The organism is Hyphomonas sp. (assembly GCF_017792385.1).
In the GTDB taxonomy this organism is placed as follows: domain Bacteria; phylum Pseudomonadota; class Alphaproteobacteria; order Caulobacterales; family Hyphomonadaceae; genus Hyphomonas.
The window spans coordinates 1,511,969-1,528,785 of record NZ_CP051230.1 but is presented as its reverse complement, the minus strand read 5'-3'; the positions used below and the strand labels follow the sequence as shown (position 1 = coordinate 1,528,785).

The following is a 16,817-nucleotide window of genomic DNA, read 5'->3' as shown; positions in this document are numbered from 1 at the left end:
GGCGTGGTTCCAACAGTGGGGACGCTAAAACACAAGGGGACAAACATGGCAGACGCATCCGAATATGCCGAAAATATCAAGAAATATGCGAAGGGCTACAATCAGGCCGCCGCGGAGAAAATCGTCGGGCGATTGGGGATCGCCCTCCGGAACCGGGACAGTTCCCTGGTTGCGTGCAGCGATTCCGGCGAACTTGATCGTATCCGGGAAAAATGGTGCCGCGGGAAGCTGGGTCTTCCGCACACGCAAAGCGAACTTGACGCCGCCATCAAGGCTGTTTGCGACAAGATGAGCGCGGAAGGCGGATCGAAATCCCGCGTGACCTTCTACTATCTGCTCGCCGAGCATTTCGACAAGCTGGACATGCTTGCAAGCTGATTTCCGGCCATACATCGACCTTTCGGAAAGCCCGGCCCTCGCGCCGGGTTTTCTTTTGCCTAAGAAAACGGTTCAACAGATGTCATGTACAGATTGTTCGCTGCCCTGCCCGTGCCGGAAGACCTGCATGACGGCCTGATCGACACGCAGACCGACCTGCCGGGTGCCAGCTGGCGGCCGGCCGAGAATTTCCACATCACGTTGCGCTTTTTCGGCGACGTCACCCATGCGCGCGCCCGTGACCTGGACGAATTGCTGGCCGGCATATCCTGCGCGCCGTTCGAGATTTCGCTGGAAGGCATGGGGTGGTTTGGCCGACGTGAGCCCAGCGCAGTCTGGGCCCGGGTGCGCGAGAATGACGCCCTGCGATCCCTGTCGGCCCAGTGCGAACGCGTGGCGCGGCAATTGGGACTGGATCCGGACCGGAGGCCTTTCACGCCGCATGTGACGCTGGCCTATCTACATGGCACGCCGCTGGCCGCCGCCCGGGCCTGGGTCGAACGCCATCATGCCTATCGCAGCGGTCCGTTCTGGGCAGAGGGGTTCCACCTCTATTCCAGCCATACGGGCAAGGGGCCCAGCCGCTACGTTGCCGAAGCCGACTATGTCCTGGCCTGAAACCGGCAGCCTCTAATAGGTCACGGAGACCTGGAAATACTGGCGCCAGTCCTTGTCATCCTCGTCATAGGGCGTGAGCGTCAGCGGCTTGGCGAATTCGAGCCCGGCCGACAAGCGGTCCAGCACGTTCAGCCGCAAGCCAATTGCGGCAGATTCCAGATCTGCCGTGCGCTGACCATAGGGCGTATCATTCCAGACCATGGCCGCATCATAGGACAGATAGGCCTGCGCGAAATTGATCAGGTCATGGTCCGGCGCGAAGCCGGCGCGCAACTCAACAAGGCCGGCAATTCCGTGATCGCCGGAAATCTCGCCATAGCCATACCCGCGCCCAACAAGCGGGCCGCCGACCGAGAATTCCTCGGACGACAGGAGCGGACCATCGGCCGCCTGACCGGCCACCCAGCCATAGAGGCCGAAATATTTGCCGATGTCGCGATAATGCGACGCCCGGGCATAGACTTTGGTGAATGTGGCGTCGGCATTGTAGCGGGACCGCGCCTCGACGGAGGGGCCGGATGCTCCGAGAATGTCGAGCCCGGAGGACACTTCGACGAAGACATAGGTCTTTACACCATCATCGGACTGAAGGCCGCGCAGGGCCACGCGCGCTACGCGCAATTCATCGCGGTATCCGCCGCCGGACGTCCATTCGTGTTCCTTGTGCTTTGCGTCAAACTCGGCGCTCGCATACAGGCGGCGCTTGCGGGACAGGACAAGCGGACGCTCATATTTCAGCCAGACCCCGAGGGACTCCCCGCCAATCTCCGAACTGGCCGGATTGTAGCCATCCCGGGCCTGCGAGGCAGATGCGCCCAGAAGCAGCGTGTCCCCTTCCAGAAATGTATAGCGGTAGATGGCGCTGACGCGCGTATACTCATCAAGGTCAGCCGGCGTCGTGAACAGGTTCAGCTTGATCTGGTCACGGTCGGTCAGGACCGAGTTGAACGCAATGCCGGCATAGGCCTGTAGCGGGCCGGACCGGTCCGATCCCCGATTGCTGAGACCGGCATAGCCTTCGATCGGATCAAAACGGGTGGTGAGGACCAGCTCGTGGCGCGCCGGATCTTCCGGGTCGGGGCGGATCCGCGACTTGACGGACAGGCCCCGAATGGCGCGGATGCGGGCCAGGCGCCGGTCGATGTCCGGCAGGTCGGCAATCGGCGCGTCCGCCACGCCCTGCATGATGGGTTCGGCAAGATCCGGCCGGTCCCCGATGACCTGAACGTCCGAGATCCGGCCTTCGAACACCCGGATGGTCGCGATGCCGGATTCGGTGACGTCTCCGAGCACAACCGCCTGCGACAGGAAATAGCCGCGGTCCCGATAGGCCTGTGTGATCCGTTCGGCAATCGCCACCAATTCCTGCATCCGGGCGGGCTTTGCCAATTGGTCGCTGTAGGAAAATGACAGTTCCTTGGGGGAAATTGTTACTGCCCCCAGAATTGTCACCCCAAGCAGCGTGAAGCATCCCTCCTCCTCAAGCTGGCAGGCGGGCGCGGTCAATTCCGGCGCGCTGAGGCGTCCACGCAGGGACCCGGCCGACGCGTAAGCCGGAACAATCACTACAGATGACACCGCTATCATTGATGCCGCTGCAATCAGGCTCTGGCGATGGGATTTTGTACGCACAGCCCGCAAGGTCGTGTTCCGCTGATGGTTGGATGTTCCCGTTCCTATTCGGAATTCGTGAAGGCTAGCTTAAATCCCGACGCATTGAATTAACGTCCGCTTTAGATCGCACATTGTATGTAAGTCCCTGATTTGTGTGGGGTTTATAGAAAATGTTCCGATCTCTGGTTGCAGCGTTCCTGAGCTTGTGTCTCGCCGGGCTTGCCCTGCCCGCTCTTGCCGATTCCGGCAGCTGGACCCTTGTGGAGAGTGATGGCGTCGTGCGGGTGATGGTGCCGGGTTCGGCCATCGCCAAGGCGCGGCCGGGCATGGACTTGCCCACGGGCACGCTGGTCACGACCGGCAAGGATGGGACAGCAACCCTCGAGCGCGACGCACAGCGCATAGGCATCGCGCCGGAGAGCCGGCTGACCCTGTCGGCGTCGAGCGGCGAGATGACCCTGATCCGGCAGGATGCCGGCGCGGCTGCCTATGAGGTTGACCGGCGGAAGGCGAAACACTTCCGGGTGGACACAGCGCTGATTGCCGCGGTTGTGAAAGGCACGGTGTTCACCGTGTCCGCCGGGCCGGATGCCGATTCCGTGCATGTGTCGAACGGTCTGGTGGAAGTGCGCTCGCAGGCAGATGGCCGGGCGGTGGACGTCAATCCGGGCGAGATCGCCTCGGTGGCGCGCAATGCGCCGGACCGGATCGATGTGAGCGGGCCGAAAGAAGCTTCGACGCCCCTGCAGACGCCGGATGTGCCGGCCATCGACTATGCGGAGGCATCCGACCAGCTGCTGAAGCCGTTCAGCGGCTCAGGACGGGACGAGGATGGCGGAGCGCGCCCGGCCAGCGCCGGACCGGAAGCCGATTTCGGGGATGATGGCGAAGGCGATGCGATCGTCACGGCAGCGACCGACGTGGCGCTGGCCATCCGCAATCCCAGCCTGGGCGGCCAGGGCGACGGCAATGGAAACGATCTTGGCGGGACCGATTCGGGCGATGCCGACGGGAATGGAAATGATCTCGGCGGGAACGACGAGGACGATGATGACGGGAACGGGAATGATCTCGGCGGAAACGACGAGGACGATGATGACGGGAACGGAAACGATCTCGGCGGAAACGACGAAGATGATGACGGGAACGGAAACGATCTCGGCGGGAACGACGAGGACGATGATGACGGGAACGGAAACGATCTCGGCGGAAACGACGAGGACGACGATGACGGGAACGGAAACGATCTCGGCGGAAACGACGAAGATGATGACGATGACGGAAACGGAAACGATCTCGGCGGAAACGACGAAGATGATGACGATGACGGAAACGGAAACGATCTCGGAAACGGAAACGGTGACGGCAATGGGAACGGCCTTGGCAACGGAAATGGTCAAGGTGACGACAATGGCAACGGGAACGGTGTCGGTGGCGGCGACGATGACGATGATGACGACGACAATGGGAACGGCTTCGGCATCGGTATCGGCCTGAACCTCGGCGGCGACGGGGACGATGATGACGACGATGATGACGATGACGATGATAATGACGGCGGCTTCGGCATTGGCATTGGCCTGAACCTCGGTGGCGATGGCGACGATGATGATGACGATGACGACGATGATGATGACTGATCGCTGCGTCCGGATCTGAACACGTGTCATCTGCCTACGACCTGCTCTGGAAACTGCGAGGATGCCTGCTCGGCTGCCTGGCCTTGCTGGCATTCTCCTTTTCCGGAACATCTCTTTCAGTGGACAACTACGTGTCGGCCCTGCGCATGCAGGCAGCGACGCGGGCGCCCAGTGACACGATCACGATCGTCACGATCGATGCCGAGAGCATCGCCCAGGCCGGCGAATGGCCGTGGCCCCGCGAACGTTTTGCAACGGTCCTCGACAATCTGAACGTGGCCGGCGCGGGCCTGATCGCCCTGGACGTGGATTTCAGCGCGCGCTCGAATGCTTCCGGCGATGCGGCCCTGCTGCAGGCAGTGGAGGACAATGCCGGCTGGATTGTTCTGCCCGCCTTCCTGCAACAGGATTTCCGGCAGACCAACACGCCCTTTGCCGAGCTGGCAGACGTTGCCGAAGTCGCCAGTGTCAATGTGGAACTGTCCCGGGACGGCCGCCTGCGCACCTATCGGCGCGGCTATTTCTACAAGGACACCTATTACCCGTCCTTGGGCGGGGTCCTGGCCGGTGTTGCAGTGGGGGATACGCGCAGCTTCACCCTGGACTACAGCATCGCGTCCGACCAGATCGACACGATCAGTTTCGAGGATGTCCTGAACAACCGGTTTGACGCGAGCCTCGTTGCAGGGCGCAGCATCCTGATTGGCGCTACGGCCCTCGAACTCGGCGACCTCGTCTCTACGCCGCACAGCCCGGCGACGCCCGGCGTGTTCGCCCATGCGCAGGGATATGAAAGCCTTATCCAGAACCGTGCGCTGACCTCCCCTCCGGCGTCCCTCATGATCCTGCTGGGCATGGCGGTTCTACTGGCGGGGAATGCCGCCGCCCGGTTTCTCAAACTGCGGACGCTGTTCGTGCTGCAGCTGTTGCTGACCTCGCTGACACTGGTCGTGCCCTTTATCGTGCAGGTATTCCTGCCACTGAGCATTCCGAGTTCCGGCCTGCTGTTTGCGATTGCCTGGGCCAGCGGCGCTGGCATCTGGAACGCCTTCGCCCGTCACCGGCGCGCCCTGATCGAACAGGAAGCCAGCTATCTGACCTATATGGCCGAGCATGATTCCGAAACGCGCATGCCGAACCGGCGCGCATTCCTGTCGACCCTGGATGCCGTGCAGTCACGCAATCCGTCCAGCACGCTTATGGTCATCACATTCGGTATCAAACGATTTGGTGAGCTTCGCGGCGCGGTAGGCTATGCCAATGCGAACTCACTGATCCAGACCCTCGCTGAGAGGTTGTACGAAACCGGTCTGGGCCCCGCCCATTTTCATCTGGGTGCATCGGTGCTTGGCACATTCCTGGAAATGGATTCCGGCAGCCGCCGCGAAGACGGCCTCGCCAAGGTCAGGTCCGCCCTGTCACAGACCATCGTGATTGCGGGGCAGCCGCTTCACATAGACCTGCGGGCCGGCATCTCCCTTCTGGACCCGGACACGAAAGATGGAGACGAGGCGCTCAAACGCGCCTCCCTGTCCCTCGATCATTCAAGGCAGACGCGTCAGGACATCGTGCAATGGGGCGATACCGAGTTCGAGGATCCGCAGCTGAGGCTGGCCCTGCTGACGGAGGTCACGGCCGGCCTTGACCGGGGTGAATTCCACCTTGTCTACCAACCAAAATTCTGCACCCGGACGGGTGTTGTGCTTGGCGTGGAAGCCCTGATGCGCTGGAACCATCCCGCTTTCGGCTTCATTTCACCCGACCGGTTCATCACGGTTGCCGAGGACACGGGCACGATCGACACGCTGACCCTGTGGGCCATTGAACAGGCCATCCGGGACCAAGCGAATCTACGCCGGATGGGTCATGGCATGCCGATCGCAGTGAACATGTCGGCCCGGTCCCTGCTGGATACCAGTCTCTGTCGCCAGGTGGCAGACATGATCACTCGGGCCAATGCCGAATTTGCCATCGAGATCACGGAAACGGCCGTCATGGAACAGCCGGAGCTGGCGATCCGTTCGTCGCACATCTTCCGCGATGCCGGCATCAAGCTGTCGATTGACGATTATGGCGCCGGGCAATCCTCAATAGCCTATCTCAAACGGTTCCCGGCCAATGAGTTGAAGCTCGACCGCACCATGATCGAGGATGTGCTCGACAGCGAGCGGGACCAGATGATCCTGCGCTCGACCTTCGACCTGGCCCATGCACTGGACATGCGGGTGGTGTGTGAAGGCATCGAGGATATCGAAACCTTCGACGTGTTGAAGGAATTGGGGTGCGATGTCATCCAGGGATACCTGGTCGGGCGCCCGATGACGCTGGCCGAACTGATCGAGCATTCGCGCGCCCGGTCACACCCCCCTGCCCCGCCGGCGGCCGCGCCTCTGCTGGCCCGCGCGGGCACCTGAAGCTCAGGTTTCGTTAACCATTTGTAGCCGCCGGGCCACACCCGGATTCCATCTTTGGTTGGCCAGAGATACTCCCCAATTCGAACACAATTCGGGACGAGCAATCGCGCCGCGCATCAGCGCAAACTAGGAGAACAAAATGAAAAAACTGGTTCCAGCATTGTTTGCATCCCTGATGGTTGCGGCCGCTCCGGCGGCTGTGGCTCAAGACTGGTATGTGGACGGCGGTTACTCCTTCATCGGAATCGATGCCGACACCGATGACGGGTCGGTCGATCTCGATCTGGGCGCAATCGGCGGCCATTTCGGCTACAATGCAACGCCCTATCTCGGCCTTGAAGGCGAGGTGCTTGTGGGCGTCCAGGACGAGGAAGCGACGGCGGCCGGCATCACGGCATCGGTTGGCCTGAACTATCTCATCGGTGCCTATGGCCGTCTCCAGGCCCCGCTGGGCGATCGCGCCAGCGTCTATGCCCGGGCCGGCATCGTGCAGGCCGAAGCAGAAGTCTCCGTGACGGGCTTCGGCACCGACAGCGACAGCGAAACCGGCGCAGGCTATGGCCTCGGCGGCATGGTCGACGTCACCGACCGCATGTTCATTCGCGGCGACTATACCCGCTATGACATCGAAGACCTCGAAGCCGACGCCTTCATGATCGGCATCGGCGCCAAATTCTAGGCCCCAATCGGCCTATTTCCCTCAAACCCCGGGCCCTCTGGTCCGGGGTTTTTTTCGTTCTGGAGCAACGTTCGCCATCCCGGCGCGACCAACTGACCCATGTTAGTGACGAATGAGTTGTTCCTGATATGTTCTGATGCAGGGAGCCGTCCATGTCGAAACGAACCATTCTCCAGAAACTCGAAATCCTGGCCGACGCAGCCAAATATGATGCGTCCTGCGCCTCCTCTGGATCGGCGCGGCGCAATGCGCTCGGCACACCGGGAATCGGCTCAACCGAAGGCATGGGCATCTGCCATTCCTATGCCCCGGATGGACGCTGCATTTCGCTGTTGAAGATCCTGCTGACGAATTTCTGCATCTTCGATTGCCGCTACTGCATCAACCGGTCATCATCCAATGTGCAGCGCGAGCGGTTTTCGGTTTCGGAGATCGTCTCGCTGACGCTCGATTTCTACAAGCGGAACTATATCGAGGGCCTGTTCCTGTCTTCGGGCATCATCCGATCCCCGAACTATACGATGGAGCAATTGCTGGAGGTCGCTCGAAGCCTGCGGGAGGATCACGGCTTTCGCGGCTATATCCATTTGAAGACGATTGCCGAGGCCGATCCGGAACTGATCCGGCTGGCCGGGCAGCATGCCGACCGGCTGTCTGTGAATGTGGAACTGCCCTCAGAACAGGGACTGACCCATTATGCCCCTGAAAAAAACGGCCAGACCATTCGCAAGGCCATGGCGGACATCCGCCACGAGATCGACAATGTGACGGACGCAAGATCCAGCCGGATCCTGAAGCGCGCCAAGCCCCCTGCCTTCGCGCCGGGGGGCCAGTCGACGCAGATGATCGTCGGAGCAGACACGTCCAGCGACGCGGATATCCTGCACTCTTCGGCCCGACTCTATGCCGGATACGGCCTGAAACGCGTGTACTATTCCGCCTACAGCCCGGTGCCCGAAGCCAGCGCGGATCTGCCTCCGATCCGTCCGCCACTGATTCGGGAACACCGGCTCTACCAGGCTGACTGGATGTTCCGGTTCTACGGCTTCTCCACAGACGAGATCACCTCGGTGGCGGAAAACGGCATGCTGGACCTCGATGTGGATCCGAAACTGTCCTGGGCCCTGCGGAATCGCGGTCTGTTCCCGATGGATATCAATCGCGCCAGCTATCGGGAATTGTTGCGCATTCCGGGCCTTGGCCCGACCGCTGCCAAACGCATCATCGCAGCCCGGCGCCATACGCGCCTGACGCTGGATGATCTGGCCCGGATTGTTCGCAGCCTGAAAAAGATCAGACCCTTTGTCACGGCGTCGGGCTGGTCACCCGGACACCTCACCGACGCCATCGATCTGAAACAGAGATTCCTGGCGCCGCCCCAACAGATGGACCTGTTCGCATGATCGCCGCCACACTGGACGCCGAGACGGATTTCGAGGGCTGGCGGCGGACCGCCCGGGCACTGCTGGCCGAAGAGATCACTCCGGACACGGTCGACTGGCGCCTGCGGGGAGCGCCCGGAGACCTGCTGGCCGCGGTGCCTTTCCAGCCATCCGCCCACGCCCGGCCCGCCCCTGCCGCGCGGGTGCCGAAACGGTTCATTGACCTTGCCCGCCGCGTCATCTGCCATACGGACCCGGAACGGTTCGCGCGGCTCTACCGCATCCTGTTCCGTTTGCAGGCCCGCACGCTTCATCTGGACCAAGTCACGGATGACGACATTGGCTGGCTGATGTCCTGCGACAAGGCGATCCGGCGCGATGTGCACAAGACGCATGCCTTCGTGCGATTCCGGGCGACGGGGACCGGCCCGGACGGCCGGGAAGCTTTTGCCGCCTGGTTCGAGCCAACGCATCGCACGCTTGGTCTCAGCGCGCCCTTTTTCCAGCGCCGTTTCCCGAACATGGACTGGATCATTGTGACCCCGCACCGGACGGCCCTGTGGGACGGAGAGACGCTGCGCTTCAGCGAAGGCGGCCAGCGCTCCGATGTGCCTGCCGAAGATGCGGTGGAGGACCAATGGCGCGCCTATTTCCGCTCCATCTTCAATCCGGCCCGTTTGAAAGTCTCTGCGATGACATCGGAAATGCCGCGCAAATACTGGAAGAATCTGCCGGAAGCCGAACTGATCCCGGAACTGATCGCGACCGCGCCGGCGCGCGCCCGGACCCTGCAGGCCCAGCCTCTGCAGGCGCCAAATCCACTGGCCACTCATCTGGCCCGGCAGCGCGCGGCCCGTACGGCCCCTGCCCCGGCGCTGGAGACGCTCTCCGATCTGCACACGGCCGTCTCGGCCTGCACGCGGTGTCCGCTCTATCAGGATGCGTCGCAGGCCGTGCCCGGCGAAGGGCCTGACACTGCGCGATGGATGATTGTCGGGGAGCAGCCCGGCGATCAGGAGGACATTGCGGGGCGGCCCTTCACGGGCCCCGCGGGGCAATTGCTCGACACGATGCTGGAACAGGCCGGACTGGACCGGAGTGCAGCCTATGTCACGAATGCGGTGAAGCATTTCAAGTTCACGCCGCGCGGCAAGCGGCGCATGCACCAGCGGCCGAATGCGGGCGAGATCGATGCCTGTCGCTGGTGGCTCGACCTGGAGCGCCAGCAGGTCCGGCCGGACCTGATCATCGCACTGGGAGCAAGCGCGGCGCGCGGCGTTCTGGGCCGTTCGGTGAAAATGTCGGAGGTGCGCGGCAGGATCCTGCCCCTTCCCGGCGCATCATCCGTGCTCGTCACCATCCATCCTGCCTATCTGCTCCGCCTGCCGGACGCCGCCCGCGCCCGGACCGAACGCCACCGTTTCGCACAGGACCTGTCGACCGCCCGCGACTTTCTGGACGGGACCGGAATTCGGACCACCGCCTGACAACGTCATACAAACCGGGAAGAAAATGGTGCCGCTAAGGTGACTTGAACACCTGACCCTCGCATTACGAATGCGATGCTCTACCAGCTGAGCTATAGCGGCTTATCCATTTATGAGCCCCGCCTCATACCGGCAGAGGCGGGGTTTCGCAAGCCGCTTTTGTAGCTGTCGGCGGCGTGCGGCGCAGTTGGCTGTCCTAGTCCTCGTCCGCCACATAGTCGAGCGGCGGGGTACGGCGCGCATCGGGGGCCTTTGGGGTGTCGAGGTCATCCTCCTCGCCCGGCGCCGGCAGGGCCACCACACGGCCGGCCTCCAGTTCGCGCCCGAAGGATTCATAGCGCGGATGCACCAGATCCCCGACATCACCGAAGGCATAGACAAGCCGGCTCCAGTCACGCTGCGAGAAATCGAACGCCATACCCTTAGGATCCAGATCCGACCAGTCCGGCTCGCGCGAGGCCGAAACGGCCATCCGGCCCCAGCGATCGGCTTCGGACGTGTCGCCATAGCCCTTCAGGGCGCGCTCCATGAGCAGGCAGAGCCGGGCGGTCGGGTTCTCCTCGACCAGCAGGGCCAGCGTCTTGATCGCGCCGGTCCAGTCGGCCGCGTCCATCGCCAGTTCAGCCTCAAGGATGCGGCTTTCCCGATGGGTCGGATTGGCCTGGATCAGCGCCCTGAGGCGTGCGGCGATGTTCTCCGGCGCATCCTGTGGCACCAGACGGCGCGACAGCTGGGCCAGCGCCGGATGCGGGCGCGCCTTCCAGCCAGTCTCCAGCACGGTCTGGGCGGATTTCGCCTTGCCGTCCGTCATCAGCTGGCGGGCGCCATGCCAGGCCGCCGGTGGAAAAGCCGGGGCGGCGCGCAGGGCTTCGGCGAGTTCCTTCTGCGCCTCCAGCCGCCGGTCATGCGGCAGGCCGGCGGCGCGGGCCGTGTGCAGCACGGCGCGGCGGCGGCGCAGGCTGTCGCCCGAAATCAGGCCGCGCTTTTCGCCAATGGACAGGGTTTCCAGCGCCTTCATCCATTCCCCGCGCGAAACCTGGAGGTCGAACAGCGAGTTGAACGGCCAATCGGCAGCAGATTTGACGCCCAGCGCCTCGCGGGCGCGCGCTTCGGCGGTCTGCTGGTCACCGCGTTCGGCGGCCGCAGTGGCCGAGCCGCGCAGGCCGGCCAGCTGGCCACCCGGCAGGCGGGTCAGCTGGCCCCAGGCCCGCTCGGCGCCGGCCCAGTCATCGGCCGCTTCGGCAGCCCGCGCCTCGAGCAGCAATTGCAGCCGCTCATCCTCGGCATGTTTGGCAGCCTTGCGGGCCAGTTTCAGCGCGGTGGAGGCGTCCCCGGCTTCAGCTGCCAGAAGGCCTTCGGTCAGGGCGGAATTGGCCTTGCGCGTGCGCGATACCTGGCGGGACTTTCCGATCTTGCCGGGCAGGATGAACAGGCCGCTGACGATCCACCAGCAGAAGGCGATCACGCCGCCAAGGACCAGCATCAGGAAGGCGGCAAGGCCGGACTGGATCGAAATTTCCTGTTCGCCCCAGGGGATCGTGACCGCGCCCGGCAGGGTCAGCGCCCACCAGGCAAAGGTCGCTGCCACGACGAACAGCAACAGGATGAGGACAAACAGGACAATCCGGTTCATGGGCGGTTACGGGTTCCCTTCCAGAAGGCGGCCATGCAGGGCTTCCAGCGCCGCCTCCAATGTGATGCGACGGTTTGCCAGTTCGGTCCAGCCGGACATGGCGTCCGCAGGCGCGCCGTCAAGCTGGCCGGTCAATTCCAGGGCCAGACCCAGATTGCCGGCATCCATGGCCTCTCCGGCCCGGTCCAGAAGGGCTGACGGATCATCATCCTGACCATCGGCCCGCCGCACGCTGACAGCGTCCCCGAAGGTGCGGTTCAGCCAGCCGAGCCCGTTGGCAGGCCGGGCATCGAGTACGGTCCGGGCCTCGGCCCGGGCCGTTGCAAAGGCGGCCTGAAGTTCGGCCATGCCCGGCGCGCCGGTTTCTGCGATGGGGCCGAGCTGGCGCACGGAAGGGTCATTCGGCATCAAGGTGCGCAGCGTGCGCAGTTCCGGCGCAAATCCGCCGCCACGGCGCGAAGCGGCCTCGATCGCGGACACGGCCCGGGCAAGGTCCGCCGTTTGCGACGCGGCCGCGGCAGCGCCGCGGGCATCGGCCTCATCCTGACGCATGCCCTCGATCAGTCCGGCCAGCTTTTCGGCGTCGCGGCTGCTGGACAGTTTTGCCTGGCTGAGATCATCGCGCAGTTCAGCCAGGCGGGTCTCGATCTCGATGACGCGTTCGACCGCGACGCCTTCCGGCGCCTCCTGCAAGGCCTCAACCGACCCTGCCAGGCGGTCCAGCCGCGATTCCAGGCTGGCGACCGCGCGGGAAAGGTCTTCCGGGCTCACTTCGCCGGAGGGGTCGATGGATTCCAGGGCGGCGATGCGGCGGCGCAGGTCCTCCACAACCGATGGGTCCGCACCGGAACCGGATGGCTCACGCGCCGACAGGGCCTCGACCTGCTCTGCAAGCGTATCCAGGCCGGCATCGAGCCCGCCCTGTTCGCGCAGGGCGCGGGCCAGCCGTATCGAGATGTCTTCCTGCTCTGCCTGCAGCGCATCGATCCGCGCGCCAACCGCGCCGGGGTTGGTGGACGTGTCGGCAATGAACCGCGTGCCAGCCATGCCGAGAATGCCGCCCAAACCTGCTGCAAACAGGGACAGGACAAGCGCGCCCAGCCAGCCGGGCCCGCCAGATGCGCGGCGTCCTGTACCGGAACTGTCTTCAGGGGCTGGCTCGAAATCCGCGTCAATCGGCTCAGTGGAGCCGATCACATCGTCTTCCGGCGCGGAATCGTCGGTCATCAATCGCACTTCCCTTCAGGAGCGAGTTTTGTCCACATTTGCATAGAGTCCAGCAGCGATCAAAGCCCTTTGCAGGCCTCACGCACAGCCGCCATCAGGGCGTCTTCATTCGGGCGTTCGGCAATGACGACACCGAGCGCGCCGCGTCCGTCCAGCGGAGCTGCGGCTGCGCCGGACATCGCAACAATGCCATACATGCCCGGCGACAAATCGCCTGTCAGCGCCGCGAACGCCTGCGCCGCCTTGGCCGAATGGATGAGGACCCACGCAGTCTGGTCGGATCGCAGCGCCGCCCGTGCGGCGTCCGGAAGCGCGGTCGCCGGTACGGTTTCATACAGCGCCAGAAAACGTGCATCGCGTCCGGCAGCCTGCAGTGTGCGCACCAGATTGCCGGCGGCGGCGGAATTGGCGACATGCAGGAACCCGCCAGCGGTTTCGGGCGCAGACAGGATCTGTGCGGCGAGATCATCTGCATTGCCGTCGCCCGCTACGATCCGCTGGAATCCCGCTTCGTGCGCCGCCTCGGTCGTGGCCGGCCCGACGCACCAGACTGTCAGGTCTGCCACCTGTTCGGTGATGCCGCCATTTGCCGCCACAAAGTGATGGACCCCGTTTGCACTGGTAAAGACCAGATTGTGGATGCCGGTCAGGTCCGGCGGCGGCACATCCAGTGCTTTCAGGTGCAGCATGGGCGCCGCGATGGCGGTCAGGCCCAGTTCCTTGAGTCGGGCCCTGGTGTCGGACGCGCCGGGCTCTGCGCGCGTCACGATGATCGGGGGCGCTACCATTCGCCGCCGAAGGCGGGGAGCTTGCCGCCGGCCGCTTCCCGGATCTCGTCGGCAAGCCCTGCCCCCAGCCCGGCAAGGGCGTCCTGCGGTGCCGACTTGGCGCAAGCGCCTTCGGCTGCCCAGACCTGCTGCCCGTCCAGGGCCAGCACTTCCCCGCGAACGAACCATTCGCCGTCCCGGTCGAATGTGTGGGCGGCAATCGGCGTGCGGCAACTGCCATCCAGCGCCGCCAGGAAGGCGCGTTCGATATGGGCAGCGGTCTCTGTGGGGGCATGATTCATCCGAACAAATGCCTGCATGGCGTCGTCCGGCAGATCGTCGCGCGCTACGACGCACACAATGCCCTGCCCGGCTGCAGGCAGCATGTCTTCCAGCGGAATGGGATGGGCCAGATGGGCCATGCCGAGCCGGGTCAGCCCTGCCATGGCGAGATATGTCGCGTCCGCCAGCCCCTCTTCCAGCTTGCGCATCCGGGTGGCGACATTGCCGCGGAAGGTGACGATTTCGAGATCCGGCCGCAGGGCAAGGGTCTGCGCTTCGCGGCGTAGCGAAGCTGTTCCCAGACGTGCACCCTGTTTCAATTCGTCCAGCCGGGTCGCATGCGGTGACAGAAACCCTTCACGCGGGTCCTCGCGCTCGGGGAAGGCAACGAAACGCTGACCGTCCGGCAGGACCGACGGCACATCCTTCAGGCTGTGCACGGTAACTTCCACTTCGCCCCGGCCAAGGGCGGCATCCAGTTCGCGCGTGAACAGGCCCTTCCCGCCGGCATCGATCAGCCGCTCGGTCGTCAACTGGTCCCCGGAGGTTGTGAAGGTGACGATCTCGCCACGCCAGGCGCCTCCGGAATGTATCTCGAGCGAAGCAGCCACCTGCCGAGCCTGGACCAGGGCCAGCGGAGAGCCACGCGTGCCAATGCGCAGGACGCGCTGGTCGCGGCGGGACGTATCGTCGGGAGAGATGCGCGGATCAGTCATTCCCCTCCCCTAACGCCCGCAGAGGCACTTGCCAATTGACACAGCGCCGCGGAAAGGCATACCACGTCTTATCGTTATTCGAGAAAATTCTTCCGGAGTTCCCCATGATCAAGCAAACCGCCACCGCGATTGCCCTCGCCCTCGCGCTGAGTGCGTGCGGCCCGTCCACCCCCGCGACCGATCCAGCCGCACCCGCCGTCACGGCCGAGGAAATGGCCGCCAATGGCGAACGCCTGAACGCCTGGTTCGACGAGAAGTATGAAGAAGAGCTGCAGTTCAGCCCGATCGGCCTGACCTTCCTGGGCCGCAAGGACAAGAACGACCAGATCGATTGTTTCACCATCGACTGCTACAAGGAACAGCTGGCCTGGCGCGTTGCAGCCACGGAAGAGATGGAGCGGGAATTCGACTATGACGCCCTCTCGCCCTCTGACCAGATTTCCTACGACATCTGGAAGTATCAGACCGAACAGGAAGTCGCTGGCGACGAATACCTCTACAATGGCTACATCTTTGACCAGATGAACGGCCCACAGGGCTTCATTCCGACTTTCCTGATCAATTTCCATTCCGTGGAATCGGTCGACGATCTGGACGCCCTGATCAACCGGATCAGCGAAAGCGGCCGGGCGATGAACGAAGCCATCATGATTGCCAGTGAATCCGCCTCACGCGGCGTACATGCTCCGAAATTTGCCTATGAAGGCGTGATCGACCAGGCGCAGAAAGTCATCACTGGCGCGCCGTTCACCGAAGGCGATGACAGCGCCCTGTTCGCGGATGTGAAGTCTGAAATCGCCAAGCTGACAGAGTCCGGCGACCTGACCGAGGAAGAAGCCGACGCGAAACTGGAGCAGGCCCGCATCGCGCTGGTCGACAATTTCCAGCCCGCTTATGAGGCGATCATCGCTTTTGCCGAAGAAGACATGGCGAACTCTCCGGACTCCGACAAGCCGGTCGGCGCCGACACGCAACCAAACGGCAAGGCCTATTACAATCACCTGCTGGCCACCCAGACGACAACGGACCTGACCGCCGACGAGATCCATGAGATCGGTCTGGCGGAAGTGGCGCGCATCCATGAGGAAATGGAAGCCATCAAACAGCAGGTGGGCTTCGAAGGCACGCTGCAGGAATTCTTCACGATGCTGCGCGATTCCAAGGATGATGAACGTTTCTACTATCCGAATACGGATGAGGGACGTCAGGCCTATATTGACGACGCAACCCGCGACATCGAAAACATCAAGGCAAACCTGCCGGAATTCTTCGGCATCCTGCCGAAAGCCGATCTGGTCGTGAAGCGCGTTGAGCCGTTCCGTGAGCAGGATGGCGCAGCCCAGCACTATTATCCGGGCACGCCGGACGGCTCGCGCCCCGGCACCTATTATGCCCACCTCTCCGACATGACGGCCATGCCGAAGCGGGAACTGGAAGTGATTGCCTATCATGAAGGCATTCCGGGCCACCACATGCAGATTTCGATCGCGCAGGAACTGGAAGGCGTGCCGCAATTCCGCACGCAGGCCGGTTTCACCGCTTATATCGAAGGCTGGGCCCTGTATTCCGAATGGCTGGCCACGGAATTCCCGGATACCTATTCTGATCCCTACTCCAATTTCGGCCGTCTTGGCTCCGAAATCTGGCGCGCCATCCGGCTTGTCGTGGACACCGGGCTTCACTCCAAGGGCTGGACCGAGGAAGAAGCGGTTCAGTACTTCCTGAACAATACCGCGATCACCGAGGCGCAGGCCCGTTCGGAGATCCAGCGCTACATCGTGATGCCGGGACAGGCGACCAGCTACAAGATCGGCATGATGAAGATCCAGCAGTTGCGCAAGAAGGCAGAAGACGAACTGGGCGACAAGTTTGACATCAGGGGCTTCCACGACACGGTTCTGGGTGGCGGTGCCATGCCACTGGAAATCCTCGAACGCCGCGTCGACCAGTGGATCGCGGATGTGAAGGCGTCTTGATCCA

At 63.3% G+C, this 16,817-nt stretch carries 13 protein-coding genes and 1 tRNA gene; 8 read left to right on the top strand and 6 right to left on the bottom strand.

Going from position 1 to position 16,817, the window contains the following annotated elements:
• Positions 1-45 precede the first annotated feature (45 nt).
• Both HF955_RS07735 and thpR read left to right on the top strand, forming a co-directional pair.
• Positions 46-378: a DUF2853 family protein gene (locus HF955_RS07735; RefSeq protein ID WP_027836793.1), complete on the top strand. Its 333-nt coding sequence runs from the start codon at positions 46-48 to the stop codon at positions 376-378.
• A gap of 84 nt (positions 379-462) precedes the next feature.
• Positions 463-996, top strand: coding sequence for an RNA 2',3'-cyclic phosphodiesterase (gene thpR / locus HF955_RS07730; protein ID WP_291078954.1), 534 nt, complete (start codon positions 463-465; stop codon positions 994-996).
• A 12-nt stretch (positions 997-1,008) separates the two neighbouring features.
• Here thpR and HF955_RS07725 read toward each other — a convergent pair whose 3' ends face one another.
• The gene (locus tag HF955_RS07725; RefSeq protein WP_291078952.1) at positions 1,009-2,574 is read right to left on the bottom strand and encodes a ShlB/FhaC/HecB family hemolysin secretion/activation protein; all 1,566 of its coding nucleotides are present in this window, start codon (positions 2,572-2,574) and stop codon (positions 1,009-1,011) included.
• Between the two features lie 206 nt (positions 2,575-2,780).
• Between HF955_RS07725 and HF955_RS07720 the strand changes: the two genes are divergently transcribed.
• The 5 genes from HF955_RS07720 to HF955_RS07700 all read left to right on the top strand — a co-directional run bounded on the left by HF955_RS07720 (position 2,781) and on the right by HF955_RS07700 (position 10,212).
• Complete coding sequence (locus HF955_RS07720; protein ID WP_291078950.1) at positions 2,781-4,250, top strand: FecR family protein; 1,470 nt, start codon at positions 2,781-2,783, stop codon at positions 4,248-4,250.
• Between the two features lie 23 nt (positions 4,251-4,273).
• The gene (locus HF955_RS07715) at positions 4,274-6,664 is read left to right on the top strand and encodes an EAL domain-containing protein (RefSeq protein WP_291078948.1); all 2,391 of its coding nucleotides are present in this window, start codon (positions 4,274-4,276) and stop codon (positions 6,662-6,664) included.
• Between the two features lie 139 nt (positions 6,665-6,803).
• Positions 6,804-7,343 (top strand): porin family protein, encoded by a 540-nt coding sequence (locus tag HF955_RS07710; RefSeq protein WP_291078946.1) that lies wholly within the window; start codon positions 6,804-6,806, stop codon positions 7,341-7,343.
• 152 nt (positions 7,344-7,495) lie between these two features.
• On the top strand, positions 7,496-8,746 hold the full coding sequence (locus HF955_RS07705) for a putative DNA modification/repair radical SAM protein (RefSeq protein ID WP_291078945.1): 1,251 nt from the start codon (positions 7,496-7,498) through the stop codon (positions 8,744-8,746).
• Positions 8,743-10,212 (top strand): UdgX family uracil-DNA binding protein, encoded by a 1,470-nt coding sequence (locus HF955_RS07700; protein WP_291078944.1) that lies wholly within the window; start codon positions 8,743-8,745, stop codon positions 10,210-10,212. The genes HF955_RS07705 and HF955_RS07700 overlap by 4 nt, the downstream gene beginning before the upstream one ends.
• Before the next feature lie 26 nt (positions 10,213-10,238).
• Here the strand turns inward: HF955_RS07700 and HF955_RS07695 are convergent.
• From HF955_RS07695 to hemC, 5 genes are all read right to left on the bottom strand, one after another.
• A tRNA-Thr gene (locus HF955_RS07695) sits at positions 10,239-10,314 on the bottom strand.
• 94 nt (positions 10,315-10,408) lie between these two features.
• A complete protein-coding gene (locus tag HF955_RS07690; protein ID WP_291078943.1) occupies positions 10,409-11,845 on the bottom strand; it encodes a heme biosynthesis HemY N-terminal domain-containing protein in 1,437 nt (478 codons plus the stop codon).
• Between the two features lie 6 nt (positions 11,846-11,851).
• Positions 11,852-13,072 carry a hypothetical protein gene (locus HF955_RS07685; RefSeq protein ID WP_291078941.1) on the bottom strand — a complete coding sequence of 407 codons (1,221 nt, stop codon included), beginning with the start codon at positions 13,070-13,072 and terminating at the stop codon, positions 11,852-11,854.
• 59 nt (positions 13,073-13,131) lie between these two features.
• Positions 13,132-13,860, bottom strand: coding sequence for a uroporphyrinogen-III synthase (locus tag HF955_RS07680; RefSeq protein WP_291078940.1), 729 nt, complete (start codon positions 13,858-13,860; stop codon positions 13,132-13,134).
• Complete coding sequence (hemC, locus tag HF955_RS07675; protein ID WP_291078939.1) at positions 13,854-14,837, bottom strand: hydroxymethylbilane synthase; 984 nt, start codon at positions 14,835-14,837, stop codon at positions 13,854-13,856. Before hemC ends, HF955_RS07680 begins: the two co-directional genes overlap by 7 nt.
• A 104-nt stretch (positions 14,838-14,941) precedes the next feature.
• Here hemC and HF955_RS07670 point away from each other — a divergent pair, with 104 nt between their 5' ends.
• On the top strand, positions 14,942-16,813 hold the full coding sequence (locus HF955_RS07670; RefSeq protein WP_291078938.1) for a DUF885 family protein: 1,872 nt from the start codon (positions 14,942-14,944) through the stop codon (positions 16,811-16,813).
• The last annotated feature ends 4 nt before the right edge of the window (positions 16,814-16,817 follow it).